This window comes from Microcoleus sp. AT3-A2 (assembly GCF_036705685.1).
Classification (GTDB): Bacteria; Cyanobacteriota; Cyanobacteriia; order Cyanobacteriales; family Microcoleaceae; genus Microcoleus.
Map to the genome: position 1 here is coordinate 125,456 of NZ_JAUBVF010000005.1, position 15,048 is coordinate 140,503.

The 15,048-nt window shown below is 45.8% G+C and carries 9 protein-coding genes; 8 read left to right on the forward strand and 1 reads right to left on the reverse strand.

The features are described 5' to 3' along the window. The first annotated feature begins 42 nt into the window (after window positions 1-42). The 6 genes from QUB37_RS05365 to QUB37_RS05390 all read left to right on the forward strand — a co-directional run bounded on the left by QUB37_RS05365 (window position 43) and on the right by QUB37_RS05390 (window position 11,587). Window positions 43-4,536: an nSTAND1 domain-containing NTPase gene (locus tag QUB37_RS05365; protein ID WP_333159825.1), complete on the forward strand. Its 4,494-nt coding sequence runs from the start codon at window positions 43-45 to the stop codon at window positions 4,534-4,536. Between the two features lie 55 nt (window positions 4,537-4,591). Continuing rightward, window positions 4,592-5,782, forward strand: a complete 1,191-nt coding sequence (locus QUB37_RS05370) for a WD40 repeat domain-containing protein (RefSeq protein WP_333159827.1) — start codon at window positions 4,592-4,594, stop codon at window positions 5,780-5,782. Window positions 5,783-5,991: 209 nt separating this feature from the next. Next, complete coding sequence (locus QUB37_RS05375; RefSeq protein ID WP_333159830.1) at window positions 5,992-7,590, forward strand: penicillin-insensitive murein endopeptidase; 1,599 nt, start codon at window positions 5,992-5,994, stop codon at window positions 7,588-7,590. A 441-nt stretch (window positions 7,591-8,031) separates the two neighbouring features. Next, the gene (locus QUB37_RS05380; RefSeq protein ID WP_333159832.1) at window positions 8,032-9,648 is read left to right on the forward strand and encodes an aminotransferase class I/II-fold pyridoxal phosphate-dependent enzyme; all 1,617 of its coding nucleotides are present in this window, start codon (window positions 8,032-8,034) and stop codon (window positions 9,646-9,648) included. Window positions 9,649-9,747: 99 nt separating this feature from the next. Further along, window positions 9,748-10,341, forward strand: a complete 594-nt coding sequence (cbiT, locus tag QUB37_RS05385) for a precorrin-6Y C5,15-methyltransferase subunit CbiT (RefSeq protein WP_333159834.1) — start codon at window positions 9,748-9,750, stop codon at window positions 10,339-10,341. A 328-nt stretch (window positions 10,342-10,669) separates the two neighbouring features. Further along, window positions 10,670-11,587, forward strand: coding sequence for a phosphatidate cytidylyltransferase (locus QUB37_RS05390; RefSeq protein ID WP_333159836.1), 918 nt, complete (start codon window positions 10,670-10,672; stop codon window positions 11,585-11,587). 204 nt (window positions 11,588-11,791) lie between these two features. On the opposite strand, the gene QUB37_RS05395 is transcribed toward QUB37_RS05390, so the two are convergent. Continuing rightward, complete coding sequence (locus QUB37_RS05395; protein ID WP_333159837.1) at window positions 11,792-12,583, reverse strand: DUF2993 domain-containing protein; 792 nt, start codon at window positions 12,581-12,583, stop codon at window positions 11,792-11,794. Between the two features lie 617 nt (window positions 12,584-13,200). Between QUB37_RS05395 and QUB37_RS05400 the strand changes: the two genes are divergently transcribed. Continuing rightward, window positions 13,201-13,995: a pseudouridine synthase gene (locus QUB37_RS05400; protein ID WP_333159919.1), complete on the forward strand. Its 795-nt coding sequence runs from the start codon at window positions 13,201-13,203 to the stop codon at window positions 13,993-13,995. After that, window positions 13,992-14,873, forward strand: coding sequence for a RodZ domain-containing protein (locus tag QUB37_RS05405; RefSeq protein ID WP_333159839.1), 882 nt, complete (start codon window positions 13,992-13,994; stop codon window positions 14,871-14,873). Before QUB37_RS05400 ends, QUB37_RS05405 begins: the two co-directional genes overlap by 4 nt. Window positions 14,874-15,048: the final 175 nt, after the last annotated feature.

The window sequence follows — 15,048 nt, forward strand, 5'->3', positions numbered from 1 at the left end:
TTAAACTGAAATTTGAAATAACTTAGTCGGGGGGATTAAAGAATGTCGGAGATTAAACGCAGTCTGGCAGTGGTGATTGGTATCGATCGCTATATTAATAACATCCCCCCCTTGCAAACAGCAGCCAATGATGCTCAACAACTTGCCAATCTGATCGAGGAAAAGTATCAATACCAAGTTTTGTTACTGTTAGATACAGATGCCACTCTGTCTAATATCAGCGATCTCTTGGCAGGCTTTGCTGAGAAAATACTGGTTTTTCCGGATGGCAATAAAGTGCAAGTTGCAGCGGACGATCGCATTTTGTTCTACTTTGCCGGACATGGCATCGCCTTAGACGGACTGGATAATGCAGAAGGCCCGGCTGGCTTTTTGATTCCTCAAGATGGCGAACGAGATGATAGCGACACTTGGCTGTCGATGCAGCGATTACACGATAGCTTAATCCAACTGCCATGCCGCCATTCGTTAATTATCCTGGATTGCTGCTTTGCTGGCACTTTTCGCTGGGCGGCAGTTCATCGGGAGGCGGTGCGATCGCAAAAAGTATATCGCGAACGGTACGCTCGCTACACATCAGGCTGCGCCCAGCAAGTCATTACCTCAGCAGCGCATGATGAAAAAGCCGCCGACTCCCTGTATCGGTTTGGACAGCGAAGCGAAAGTTCTAATCACTCTCCCTTTGCAGAACTTTTACTCAAGGCGCTTGAGGGAGAAGCAGACCTTACCAAAGATGGCGTGATTACCGCAACAGAACTCTATGCCTATTTACAATCAGAATTCGGCAAAATAGCAGCTAAACAAACCCCTGGTTTTGCACAGTTAAAACACCATGATAAGGGCGAATATATTTTTATTCTTCCTGGTTTTGACATTAATCAATTGCCGCCCGCTCCCAAACTCAATGAAAATACCAATCCCTACAAAGGATTACAATCATTTGAAGAAGCAGATAGCGACAAATTTTTTGGGCGACAAACTTTAAATGAAAAATTATTTAAATTCGTCATAGAACATCCCTTAACTGTGGTTCTAGGCGCATCAGGTTCCGGGAAATCTAGCTTAGTCAAAGCTGGATTACTTCCCCAATTGAAAAAAAGTCAACCCAACTGGCGCATCCTCTCTCCTATTCGTCCGGGTGAGTCTCCTTTCAGTGTTTTAAACTCAGCCCTAGAAAACGAAAATTTAACAGAATCACTTATCTCTAACGAGTTTGTTTCTGACAAATACTTACCTGAAACTAGCACTAACTATCCCAGTTTGGAAGCAGGACACACTTTGCAAAGCTTGTTATACAAACTAAGTGCATGGAAAAACTTTAATCCTCAGACAAAATTGCTGTTAGTCATTGACCAATTTGAAGAATTAGTGACTCTCAGCCAAGATAGCCAAGAACAAGAAAATTTTTTAAAGTGGTTAGCAAAAGCCTTAGAAACACTCCCGGATTGGTTGCGAATAGTCATAACCTTACGTTCAGATTTTGAACCTCAATTTAGAGATACAGCCTTAAAACCCTATTGGAAAAAATCACGATTTGTTGTTCCAGCCATGACACGGGAAGAATTACGCCAAGCGATTGTCGATCCTGCTGCTGCTAAGGTGATGTATTTTGAACCGGCCACGTTGGTAGAGCAATTAATTGATGAAGTCGCACAAATGCCCGGAGCACTACCTTTACTTTCTTTCACCCTGAGCGAACTTTATTTTAACTATATTAAAAACGTCAGAGAAGGGAAAAGAAATAATCGGGCAATTACTCAAGAAGACTATGAAGAATTGGGCGGAGTTACACGCAGTCTCACCCAAAGAGCAGACGCCGAATATGAAGAATTACTTAAAAGCGATCGTGCTTATGCAAAAACCATCCGCCACATCATGCTGCGAATGGTAGCTGTAGGCGGTGGTGAATTAGCTCGCCGGCGGGTATTAGATGAAGAATTAATTTATCCCGAACCGGAAAATCAACGAGTCCAAACAGCCATCGAGCAATTTTGTGCCGCACGTCTATTAGTAAAAGGGCGAGATACAGAAGGCAAAGGCTATGTTGAACCCGCCCACGATGTCTTGATGCGAGGATGGCAAAAGCTAATAGTTTGGGAACGAGAAAATCAAGAAAATTTAATTTTGCAGCGCAGGCTCACTCCAGCAGCTATCGAGTGGAAAAGCAAAGAAAAACCACTGAACTTTCAAGAAAAAATAGAACCAATTGTTAATTTTATAGACAGCAGGCTCCTCTCTTGTCAAAACGTTTTTGACCAGATTAATGCAACTTTAATTAAAGTCTGGAAGCGCCAACCCAGCCTCCAAAAACGCAGCCAAGAAAAACAAGAAGAATTTCTCTGGGATACCAACCCTTATCTGAAAGTATTAGACGAACATCTCAAATACGAAGAAAATTGGTTTAACGAAGTAGAGGCAGAATTTTTACAGCGCAGCCTCCGGCGCCGGCGCAACAACCTCCGCCGCAAAATTAGCCTGATTGCTACAGCCTTTGCTGTGACATTAGGATTTCTCTTTTATCAATGGAATCAAAATCTACAAGCCCAAAGCAGAAGCTTAGCGCTATCGGCTGAACAACTTTTTACCTCAGAGCGAGAATTAGATGCTTTGATAAAAGCTTTAAAAGCCAGAAAAATAATGAAACAGGCAGTTTGGGTTTCTTCAAACACGCAGGAGGAGGTTGTGTCAGCCCTGCAATCTGTTATTTATCGCATCAGAAAATTCAATCGCTTGAAAGCTCATAAAGCTACTATTTATAACATCAGTTTTAGTCCTGACAATCAAACTTTTGCCTCTGCTAGTGCAGACAATACGATTAAACTTTGGAAATCTGATGGGACTTTACTCAATACCCTTTCTGGTCATACCAACGAAGTTTATAGCATTAGTTTTAGCCCCGACAGTCAAATTATTGCCTCTGCTAGTGCCGATGGAACGGTTAAATTTTGGAAATCAGATGGCACTTTACTCAATACCCTTTCTGGGCATAAAGGGCCGATCTTGAATGTTAGTTTTAGTCCCGACGGCAAGACTCTTGCCTCTGCTAGTGCGGACAAGACAATTAAGTTTTGGAAATACGATGGCACAGTGCTCAAAACCATTCAGGATAAAGGGCCGGTGTATAGCGTCAGTTTTACCCCAAACGGACAGACTATTGCTTCTGGTGGTGCGGATGGAACGGTCAAGCTTTGGAAACTCGATGGCAGTTTACTGAAAAGTTTTTCGGGTCATAAAGCGCCGGTTATGAGTGTTAGTTTTAGCCCGGATGGTGAGGTTATCGCCTCATCAAGTGAAGACAAGACGGTAAAAATTTGGAAACCCGATGGCACTTTAGTTAAAACTCTTGAGCATAATACTTATATTTTCAAGGTTAGTTTTAGCCCAGACAGTCAGTTGCTCGTCTCATCAAGTGCTGACAATATTGTTAAAGTTTGGAAACGCGATGGTACTTTGCTGAATACTTTAACTGGACGGAGCCCTTCTTTTAGCCCAGACGGTCAAATTCTTGCCTTTGCCGGCATTGATAATAGCATTGAACTGTGGAAGTTGAATAATAGCTTACGTAAAACTTTGACGGGGCAAACGGATATTGTTTTGGGGGTTAGTTTTAGCCCCAAAGGGGACAGATTGGCTTCCGGCAGTGCTAATAGTTTTGCTGAAGTTTGGAAACGAGACGGCTCTTTATTTAAAACCCTTTCTGGGCATCAAGCACCAGTTTATAGCGTCAGTTTTAGCCCCGATGGTCAAACGATCGCCTCTGGTAGTTTGGATAGCAAAGTAAAACTTTGGAAACAAGATGGCACGTTGCTGAATACCCTTTCTGGTCATAAAGCTCAAGTTTCGAGCGTTAGTTTTAGCCCAGATGGTCAAACGATCGCCTCTGGAAGTTATGACACCACAGTGAAGCTTTGGAAGCCCGATGGTACCTTGCTCAATACTCTTTCTAAACATAGCGGTTTAGTTCTGAGTCTTAGTTTTAGTCCTGACAGTAAAACTCTTGCTTCAGCAAGCCTTGATAAGACTGTCAAACTGTGGAAAATGGATGGAACTTTGCTAAATACTATGAAGCATGAGGCTCAGGTTTATGGCGTTAGTTTCAGCCCAAATGGTGAGACTCTTGCCACGGCTAGCGATGATGGCACGCTTAAAGTTTGGAAAACAGATGGCACTTTGCTCAAAAGGTGGACGGGGCATAGGGTGGCAGCTAATAGTATCAGTTTTAGCCCGGATGGGAAAATATTAGCTTCGACGGGTGACGATAAGACGGTGAAATTCTGGAAACCCGATGGCACTGGGATCGCTACTCTGCCGGGGCATACTGCGCCGGTTCGCAGTCTTAGTTTCAGCCCTGATGGTAAGACTTTGGCATCGGGTAGCGATGATACGACGATGATTTTGTGGAATTTGGAGGGATTAGAACTCGATGCTTTATTAAAGCATGGTTGCTTTTGGATGCGCGATTATTTCAATAATCCTAATGTCAATCTTAGTAAAGAAGACCGCCATTTGTGCGATCGCATAAATCGCGGCTATTAGATGGTCAAAGTAGAAGCATCTAAATCTTATTCAGGGTTAAGGGAGGAAATCAGCTATGGAGTTTAAGGCGATATTTCGCAAACAAAAATACCACAATCTTTTCATAAAAGTGATGGGTTTTTCTAGTTTAGCATTGATATTAGCGTATTGCTTGACAGGGTGGCAGTGGCGATCGGTAGAAAAAGCGACAATTAAGATGCGTAGTATTGATGCAAATTTACTTTTTAATCAAAAAACAAGATTGGGGTCTTACAGAATTATTCAAGTTCAGGATGTGGCACAGATCCAGCAGATCGATCCCTCGGCAGAGCAACAGCGTTCTGTTTGGAGTGTCGCTTTTAGCCCCGATGGTAAAACCCTCGCTGCGGGGACTTTCGACAAAAGTATCAAATTTTGGGATGTGGCTACCGGCACAGTTATTAAAACTTTCAGAGGCGCTCAGAAAGGAGCTTTGAGTATTGCTTTTAGTTCTGATGGCAAAACCCTCGCTTCTGCAAGTTTCGACAACACGATCGAACTCTGGGACGTGGCTACTGGTAAATCTATTGACAGGTTAACGGGTCATAAAAATTGGGTTTTGAAGATTGCTTTTAGTCCTGATGGTAAAACCCTTGCTTCTGCCAGTAGCGACAAAACTATCAAACTCTGGGATGTGGCTACTGGTAAACTCATTCACACCTTGACCGGCCATCAGAGTTGGGTTGAGAGTTTTACCTTTAGTCCCGATGGTAAAACTCTTGCTTCTGGGAGTAGCGACAAAACTATTAAACTTTGGGATGTGGTTACGGGTAAACTGATTGGCGCTTTGACCGATAGCAAGAATTGTGTTTTGAGTATTGCTTTTAGTCCTAATGGTAAAACTCTGGCTGTTGGCAGTTTTGACAACAAAATCATACTGTGGGATTTGGCTGCGGGTCAAATTTTTGCAAGCTTGAGGGGCCATCACCAAGGGGTTTTGAGTATCGCCTTCAGTCCTGATGGCAAAACTCTGGCTTCTGGGAGTTTTGACAACACGATCGGACTCTGGGATATGGAGACGGGTAAACCGATTCAAACTTTGATCGGCCATCAGGACTGGGTTGAGAGTGTCGCCTTTAGCCCTGACGGTAAAATGCTGGCTTCTGGAAGCTGGGATCGGACGATCGCACTCTGGGATGTTGCGGAGGGTAAGCCTGTTCGCACTTTGGCCGATCGCAATCATCAGCCTGTGGGGAAAATCGCTGGTTTTTGGGCGATCGAACTATAGCAATTCTCAAGGATTCGTGAAGTGGGTCAGGTATTTGCACGATCGACAAAGCTGAACTTTGTTTTCGGGGATCTAGTGGTTGCGATCGGCTGTTACTAAGGAGTCATTATGTTAACCATTCCGTTATCTTGCCATTGGCATTGGCGAAGATCGCCTTCCTAAAAAGCGATCTTGCAACAGAAAAACACACTCTAAAAAGGAAATTAACAATGGTATTAGAAATCAATCGCAAACGCTCTGAAACCTTGCAGCATAACCATACCCACTGCACTGCAAATATTGGTTTCACCGCAGAAGAAATTGAGCAGTTTAGTTGGGGAACACGAGGTTTTTTTGAGCATCTGCCTGCCAATGGAGATGGCTATGAATGTTACGGAGACAATTGCTATGGTCGTCCAGAAGTGATTCAGGCTCTTAAATATGTCTGTAATGAGTGGGTAAAAAAATATCCTAAACCCCGCATTGGCATCGGAGATATCAGTACAGCAGAAGGGCCAACACCAGGTCATAGCTCTCATGACAACGGACTTGATGTTGATATTTCTCTTGTTGCTAACACTGATGCAGAAATTGGACTTACTTGGCGCGCTCCTGAATACTCTCGCGATCGCACTCAAGAATTGGTAGATTTATTCTACAATAATCCTATTTTGGGTATTAAAATAATTCTATTCAACGATCCAGAAATTACAGGAGTAGAATTTTGGGATGGACATGACGATCACCTTCATGTGAGTTTCCTTTCCCCTGGAATTGATTCAGCCCCCTACAGCAGTGACCAACAAGGTGATTTGCGACTGGTTGCACCCCCAATGCAGGGAGAACGAGTCCGCAAACTTCAAGAAGATTTAGCCAACGTTGGCATTTCAGTTACAACAGATGATATCTTTGGCACCGAAACTGATGCCGCAATCCGAAAATTTCAGGCTGAACAAGGCTTGCAGGTTGATGGAATTGCGGGATTTGTAACCCAAACTAAACTAACACAGTTAATTTCTGGACAGTCACGTGCTGTTTCCAGCGAACCATCCGGCCTGAAACTCCAAGATGTAATTGACCAAAAGCAATCAATTCCTTTTGATGATATTAACTCTGGAGTGTTAGTTGAAGATCAACTATTCTGTGCAGAAATTCAAACCATCTTACGCGCTAATCATCTTTTAGAGGTTGTTGATGGGATTTACGGCCCTCAAACGCAAGAAGCCTTAAGAAGTTTTAAAGCCAGCCGTAAACTTGATGGCCCAGATGTGTTAGGGGCAACAACCGCTAAAGCTTTACTCGATGCCAAGCAGGGTGCTGGAATGTTACCTGATTGGAAAGGTGGTGATAAACAAGCGGCGGTGCAGGCAATTATCAAAGAAGCTCATCGCCAAGGAATTACTTCTCAAGCTCAAATTGCTTACATTCTCGCAACTGTTCAGCATGAAACAGCAGATAGTTTTGAACCCGTCCGAGAATCCTATTATTTGGGCGAACCAGAAGCTGAAAACCACCGCAAATCTCTAGATTATTATCCGTTCTACGGACGAGGCTATGTGCAACTAACCCTACTTCACAATTATCGGAAATATTCGGATTTGCTATCGCTAGACTTAGTTAACAATCCCGATCTAGTGATTCATCCTGATATTGCACTCTTTATCTTGGTGCACGGTATGAAGTGGGGTGTGTTTGCGGGTATCAAGCTAGATGACTGTATTTCTGGCAACGACGTGGACTTTATTAAAGCACGTCAAATCGTTAATTGGACTGACCAGGCAGAGCTGATTGCACAATATGCAATGAATTGGCAAAACCAATTAGGGTAAGACTGGGGGCGATCGCGACTCAATAATCTACCTTGAATTAAAGCTTAACTTTGATAGCTTTTGGGTCAATCGGTTAAAGCGTCTTGGTAGTTTGTGACAGTAGTGCGCGATCGCCCAAAACTTCCTCACAACAGTAAGCTGAAAAATAGCCGCAGACTGTGGTATAATTTTGTGCTTTAACTTAAACCACTGCCCCTAAACAAACCATAAGTAAAGCAGTAGCCAGAATTTTTAACTGTTTGGGTATCATACTTAAGCAGTCCATATTCAGTCATTTTAGAGAAGTTTGAAATTGAGACAGTGTTGCTTGTGGGCGATTGCAAGGAAAAAGGCAGCAGTCGATGCGATCGCGGAATTGCCAGCAACGGTTTCAGCAATTAATAACGTCCAGTGAAACCTCGGCGGTTGCTATAATTCCCAATATTCAAATCAAAATTAAGCGTGTCACCAGCAAACTCTCAAGAACAAACGCCTCTATTAGATGCCTTGCGCGATCGCACAAATCACCCACACGCCCCATTCTACGCCCCCGGACATAAACGCGGACAAGGAATCTCTCAACCCCTAATTGACTTATTCGGTGCGGCAGTATTTAGATCGGATTTGCCCGAATTGCCGGAATTAGACAATCTCTTTAACCCAGAAGGTGCAATTGCCGAAGCTCAAGACTTAGCCGCCGCAGCATTTGGAGCCCAATCAACTAGGTTTTTGGCTAACGGTTCGACTTGCGGAATAATCGCCGCCATCTTAGCAACTTGCGGCCCCGGCGATAAAATTATCCTACCTCGAAATATCCACTCCTCGGCGATTTCTGGTTTAATTTTATCCGGTGCAATTCCTATTTTTGTCAATCCAGAGTACAACCCGGATTGGGATATTGCCAACAGCATCACCCCAGAAGCCACAGCCTCCGCATTAGAACAACATCCCGACGCCAAAGCAGTAATGATGGTTTACCCAACCTATCACGGCGTCTGCGGAGATTTGCGGGCGATCGCCCAAATTACCCATCAATACAACATACCGTTATTAGTAGACGAAGCCCACGGCGCCCACTTTAACTTTCATCCAAACTTGCCAGAACCAGCACTATCAGTCGGCGCCGATTTAACTGTACAATCAATCCACAAAACCCTCGGTGCAATGACACAAGCATCCATGCTGCACGTCAAGGGATCTCGCATAGATATCCAAAAATTAAACAAAGCATTGCAGCTAGTACAATCTACCAGTCCGAGTTACTTATTATTAGCATCCCTAGACGCAGCCCGCCAACAAATCGCACTCTACGGCGAACAGTTAATGACCAAAACTTTACTGCTAGCCGAAAAAGCGCGATCGCGCATCAGTCAAATTCCCGGCTTATCAGTTTTAGAACCGTTAAATACACCGGGTTTTGCAGCATTAGACCGCACCAGGCTAACAGTAAAAGTATCAGATTTAGGAATCACAGGATTTGCCGCCGATGAAATTCTGCACTCGGAATTCGCAGTCACCGCAGAACTTCCCATGCCTGAACATCTAACATTTATTATTAGCTTGGGCAATACAGAAACAGATATCGACAATCTAGTTAAAGCTTTTACGATTTTAGAAGGAAGAAGGAAGTTCGGCAACGGATTCTGTAACGGATGTAACGGATGTAACGGATGTCATGAAGAAGGAAGTTCGGCAACGGATTCTGTAACGGATGTAACAGATGTAACGGATGTCAGGAAGAAGGAAGAAGTCCGAAAGAAGAAGTCCGAGAGAAGAAGTCCGATGTCCGATGGAAGATTTGCCCAATCTCCCACTCTCCCAATCTCCCCCTCTCCCCCTCTCCTCTCCCCCCGTGAGGCTTTCTTTTTTCCAGCGGAAACAGTACCTGCAGACAAAGCAGTCGATCGCCTGTGCGCCGAACTCATCTGTCCCTATCCCCCAGGCATACCAGTCCTGATGCCCGGTGAAATCATTACCCCAGCAGCCGTTGACTACCTGCAACAAATCCTGGCCGCCGGCGGAAGAATCACAGGTTGTAGCGATAGAAACCTCCAAACTCTCAAGGTTGTGCGACAGTAAATATTAAGGCTTGGGGGAAATTGGGAGAATTTCTACTTCTTCCGCGAGTTCCAACTTCGGTCTTGCTTCAATCAAAAATCAAAAATCAAAAATATAACTATGCTTTGGCCCTACGTCACTCCAGGCATCCCGGATGACTTATTTGAACGTTTACCGGGAATTCCCATGAGTAAGCGAGAAGTCCGACTGCTGTTAATCTCCCACTTGCGGCTGCAAGCAGATTCAGTCGTGTGGGACATCGGTGCAGGTACTGGTACGATCGCCGTAGAAACAGGTTTGCTGTGTCCCAAAGGTCGGATTATCGCTGTCGAAAGGGACGAAGAAGTAGCAAGCTTGATTCGCAGAAATTGCGATCGATTCGAGCTCCACAACGTAGAAGTCATAGAAGGCAGTGCCCCGGAATGCCTGGAAAACCTGCCCCAACCCCCCCACCGAGTCTGCATCGAAGGAGGTCGCCCCATTAAAGCCATTCTCCAAGAAGTCTGGCGGTACTTGCAACCCCACGGTAGAGTTGTCGCCACAGCATCGAATTTAGAGAATCTTTACGCCCTTTCCGAAGGGTTCGCCGAGTTACAAGTCCGCAACATTGAAGTAGTCCAGTCCGCCGTCAACCGCTTGGAGACTCGCGGCCTCAGTCAAACCTTTGCCGCCGTCAATCCCATATTTATTCTCAGCGGCGAAAAGCTTGATTAGAAGTTAGTTGACTGTTGACAGTTAACTTTAACCTGGTTCCTCGGCAGAGCCTGGGAGTACATACCCAATGCCCCATGCCCTATGCCCTATGCCCATTCCTAAATGTAATTCTTAATCTTTTTTAAGTTCACTTAACCTTCATACTTAAGAATAGGGGCCACCATAGCTGGATTGACCGCCTGACTTGAGATATTGGATGACCGATGGGGGATAAGGGTTATTTGTGCAAGGGATCAACTCGTGCTCTAGAAAAATCTCAAATCCAAAATCCAAAATCCAAAATCCAAAATCGAATGATCCACCGCCGTCTGCAAGAGAAATTCATTTTATGCCTTGGTCTCGTATCCTGAGTGGAATAGTTGCGATCGCCCTTGCTTTGGGAATGATTATTTTGGGCGGATGGTACTTCACCGTCGGCTTCGGGATCATCGTTTACCTAGGTCAATTGGAATATTTTCAATTAGCCAGGGCTAAAGGCATTGCACCCGCTGCCAAAACTACCTTAGTTGTCAGTCAAGTTCTGCTAATTACGGCGGCCCTTGCACCGCAACTCGTAGATGCGATGTTTCCACTAGCTGGAACCTTCATCTGTTTCTACTTGCTGTTCCAACCGAAGTTATCGACGATCGCCGATATTGCCGCTTCAGTTTTAGGATTGTTCTACGGCGGTTATTTGCCCAGTTATTGGGTACGGCTGCGAGTCGGTCTCGACCCGGCCAATCTCGCTACAGCCCAACTTTCGCAAGCAGTAGCAAGCAATTTGCCCGTTAACATATACTCGCCGGCGTCTTGGACAACTTCCAGCCACATATCTTTAGGATTGACTTCGCTGCTGCTGGCTTTCCTCTGCATCTGGGCCGCTGACATTGGCGCTTATTTTGTCGGCAAATTCTTCGGCCGCACTAGCCTGTCCCACATCAGTCCCAAAAAAACCGTTGAAGGTGCCGTATTTGGAGTTTGCGGCAGCATCGCCGTCGCCGCCGCCGGTTCTTGGTATTTACACTGGCCGGGGTGGCCGTATACTGGGGCTGCTTTTGGTCTGTTGATTGGGGTTGCTAGCCTGTTGGGAGATTTAACTGAGTCGATGATGAAGCGAGACGCCGGCGTTAAGGATTCGGGACAGTTGATCCCCGGTCATGGCGGCATTCTCGATCGCACTGACAGTTATGTTTTTACCGCACCCTTAGTCTATTATTTTGTGACTTTACTGTTGCCCGCGATCGACTCTTTTTTAATTAATCGGTAATTGGGAATTGGGCATTGGGCATTGGGAATTGGGCATTGGGCATTGGGAATTGGGAATTGGGAATTGGGCATTGGGTAGTATTCCCAGGCTCTACCAAAGAACCAGGTTAAAGCTAACAGTCAACAGTCAACAGTCAACAGTCAACAGTCAACAGTCAACAATCACCAGTCAACAGTCAACAGTCAACAGTCAACAGTCAACTAACTAAGGCAACACTCTAATGCCTCCCCGACAAACAATCTCCCCCGGACTCAAAATCAATTCTTCAATCTCAACTTCCGGCCCAAAATCAATTTTAAAACCATTTAAATCACTGCTTTTTAATTCTCCATCGAGTTCGATTTCTGGTGATTCAAACATCAATTCGCGACCGCTGGCTATCCGCAAACCAGTCCGCAATAACAAAGGAATTTGCCTACCGCTAGCGCGCAAAATGGCCGCCGAAAGCGTCAACAAACCCGCCTCAATTACAATCTGCGAATTTTGCAACTTCAGCGACTGTTCCCTATCTGTCAGCGGCAGCATTGGCAGCAAAAATTCGCTCAAAGCATCAGCCAGCAAAGGCGCTTTCAACGACGCATTCAAATCCGCTTGGCTGAGCCTCAAAACGCCTGTCACGGGAACGGATTCCAGGAGGCGCAGGGGTTGGCCTTTGAGAGCTTGACCGAGGTTGATGCGAATGCCGCAGCCCTCTATGGCAACTTCAGTTAGGTGTAGTCCTTTATACACAGCACCGATCGCTGCAGCCGTGACTTTGGGGATCGCACCGCTGAAGATTTGTCGATCGCTCCCCTCAATTTTCACCTTCAACTCGTCCACCTGCTGAACTTGCGATCGCAGCCACAACTGCACCGCCGGAGACAGCACCGCGCTCGCGATCCGGCTGCCTTGACTCGGCGAAGGTCTCCCCGGTTCCTCACCGAGATTAACAGTCCCACCAGAGCCAGCAGCCCCATCTCTATTGTCAAATTGAAGAGAGTTTCGATCGACAGTCATAAACAATTTCAGAATATAAACCTTAATATTCAAGCACAGAAATTTAACTAGAGCTTGCACATCCAATCTCAAAAACCCGGTTTCTGCACAGATATATCGCCGTCAACCTCTGATTTTCCTGAGAAACCGGGTTGATGAACACAAGTCCGATCAACTCCAAAATCAAGCATAAATCTGGCATCAGCAACGCCAGAAGCAGAAAAATTCTCACCTTTCTCCCCTTGGGATCTTTGGGGAGTTCACGAGTTGTGCGATCCCGATGAAAATTTCGCGATCGAGCGTATAAATTTAACCAGCAGTACGGGATTTATGGTAGTGTTGGTTTATGGTCGGGTCAGACCCACACCTTCCAAACCAGCCGCAAACCAACGGTGCAAACCTGTGCCTGCCGCGAGTCTTTTCCTCGTAGTTTTTGCACAGCATTCAGGGTAATGCCATCAGGACAATCTGCACCGGGCACAAGGACAATCTTTGCCAGGCCGGGCGTCCTGTAATAATTGGTCAGCATTATAATTTATTCCCAATCAGGAATTGAGCATTGCTAGTACGGTTAATCAATTAACCGTGTCGTGTTTCCTCCCCACCGCTGGCTCGTTGGGGATTTCTACACTCCCGTCATGTCTGATGAAAGGCTGCAAAAAATCCTAGCCCAGTGGGGCATTGCCTCTCGCCGTCTTGCAGAACAGATGATTGTAGCTGGACGAGTCCGAGTTAATGGCAATATTGTTCGCTTAGGAGAAAAAGCGAATCCTGATCGCGATCTCATCCAAGTCGATGGAGTCCCGGTGAAACCAACGGATCGACCCGCAAAGGTCTATCTGTTGCTCAACAAACCGGCAGGCGTAGTTTCTACTTGCAGCGATCCAAGGGCCCGATCGAAAGTTCTCGACTTGCTGCCACCCCAACTGCGCTCCGGTCAAGGCATCCACCCCGTAGGACGCTTAGATGCAGATTCCACCGGCGCCCTCTTGCTCACCAATGATGGTAAGCTGACATTTTGTTTGACCCATCCGCGTCACTCGATCGCCAAAACTTATCAGGTTTGGGTGAGCGGCGATCCCCCGGAACCCATACTGGAAGCGTGGCGTCAGGGCATCATCTTGTCCGGCAGAAAAACTTTGCCCGCGAAAGTTAAAGTTATCGATCGCGCGCAAGACCAAACTCTGTTAGAAGTCATTCTATCAGAAGGCAGAAACCGACAGATTCGGCGAACAGCCGAGCTCTTGGGATATCCCGTGGTGCGCCTGCACCGCACAGCCATTGGCCCGATTCAATTGCAGCGGCCCGGTTCGCCAATATTGCCACCAGGCTGCTGCCGACCCCTAGAAGATGCGGAAATTATTTATTTATGGAATCTAGTCAACCTAACATCAATAAGCGTGCCAGTAAATTCCCCGGAGCACAGCATATGACAAAGAATTTATTGTTTTTATTCTTCAAAACCACTAAGCAGAAACTGCACTCCCAAGAGCCAGAAACAGCTCAGAAGAAGCTAGCGGAAATTGGAACTAAACTCCGTCAATACCGCGAACAGCAGTCGATTTGTTTGGACAAAGTAGCCGTGGTAACAATGATTCGGCGGAATCTGCTACAAGCAATCGAGGACGGTCAACTCGACCAACTTCCCGAACCCGTCTACACTCAGGGTTTGATCAAGCGCTACGCTGAAGCAATGGGTTTGGACGGAAATCAGTTTGCCGAATTTTTCCCGATCGAACCGCCGCCCCGATCGAGAACCAAGCTATCCTGGCAAGATGCGCCTCAGTTGCGGCCGATGCACCTCTACCTCTTTTACACATTTCTAATTATCTGTTCGGTCAATGTCTTATCTCAGTTGATGAGCGGTTCTATGACCGCAAAAAATGGTGCGGGAGCCGAAGAACGAGCGCTTGGGCAGCAAGAACAAGCTCGTTTAGCGGCTGAGGCATCAGGAGCCTCACAAAATCAGAAACCGGATAGTTACGAGGCTGTCGAAGCAGTAAGAACCGGTCAAAATTTAAATAAATCTGGCAATAAACCAGTGATGGTTAACGTCACTTTTAAAGCAGAATCATGGATGCAGGTTGAAGTCGATGGTAAAACAGAGTTTGAGGGAACTTTGCCGACCGGGACTGTTCGCACCTGGGGGGCTCAAAAGCAATTGGTAGTGGTAGCAGGTAACGCCGGCGGGGTAATGGTTGCTGTTAATAACGGACAAGCCGAACAACTCGGAGATCCTGGAGTCGCCAAAGAAGTTGTTTTTAAAGCAAGTGAACTCAAGCCTTCAGCACCGCCCCAGAATGAAGGCTGAGTGTTAATTGGTAATTGTTAATGGGTAATAGGTAATAGCGGGTAGTCCACAGAGTTTAATTAGAATGTCCGTCTTGATTCACTCATTACCAATTACCAATTACCCATTCTATCAAACCCGGTTGCATCGGAATAGTCAAATCCAGTCAACCGTCAACCACGGATGGTGCAACCGG

Excerpts from the sequence above, each read along its gene's own strand:
- QUB37_RS05365 (WP_333159825.1), top strand. The coding sequence starts at position 43 with ATGTCGGAGATTAAACGCAGTCTGGCAGTGGTGATTGGTATCGATCGC.
- QUB37_RS05395 (WP_333159837.1), bottom strand. The coding sequence starts at position 12,583 with ATGACTGTCGATCGAAACTCTCTTCAATTTGACAATAGAGATGGGGCT.
- QUB37_RS05390 (WP_333159836.1), top strand. The coding sequence starts at position 10,670 with ATGCCTTGGTCTCGTATCCTGAGTGGAATAGTTGCGATCGCCCTTGCT.
- cbiT (WP_333159834.1), top strand. The coding sequence starts at position 9,748 with ATGCTTTGGCCCTACGTCACTCCAGGCATCCCGGATGACTTATTTGAA.
- QUB37_RS05375 (WP_333159830.1), top strand. The coding sequence starts at position 5,992 with ATGGTATTAGAAATCAATCGCAAACGCTCTGAAACCTTGCAGCATAAC.
- QUB37_RS05405 (WP_333159839.1), top strand. The coding sequence starts at position 13,992 with ATGACAAAGAATTTATTGTTTTTATTCTTCAAAACCACTAAGCAGAAA.
- QUB37_RS05370 (WP_333159827.1), top strand. The coding sequence starts at position 4,592 with ATGGAGTTTAAGGCGATATTTCGCAAACAAAAATACCACAATCTTTTC.
- QUB37_RS05400 (WP_333159919.1), top strand. The coding sequence starts at position 13,201 with ATGTCTGATGAAAGGCTGCAAAAAATCCTAGCCCAGTGGGGCATTGCC.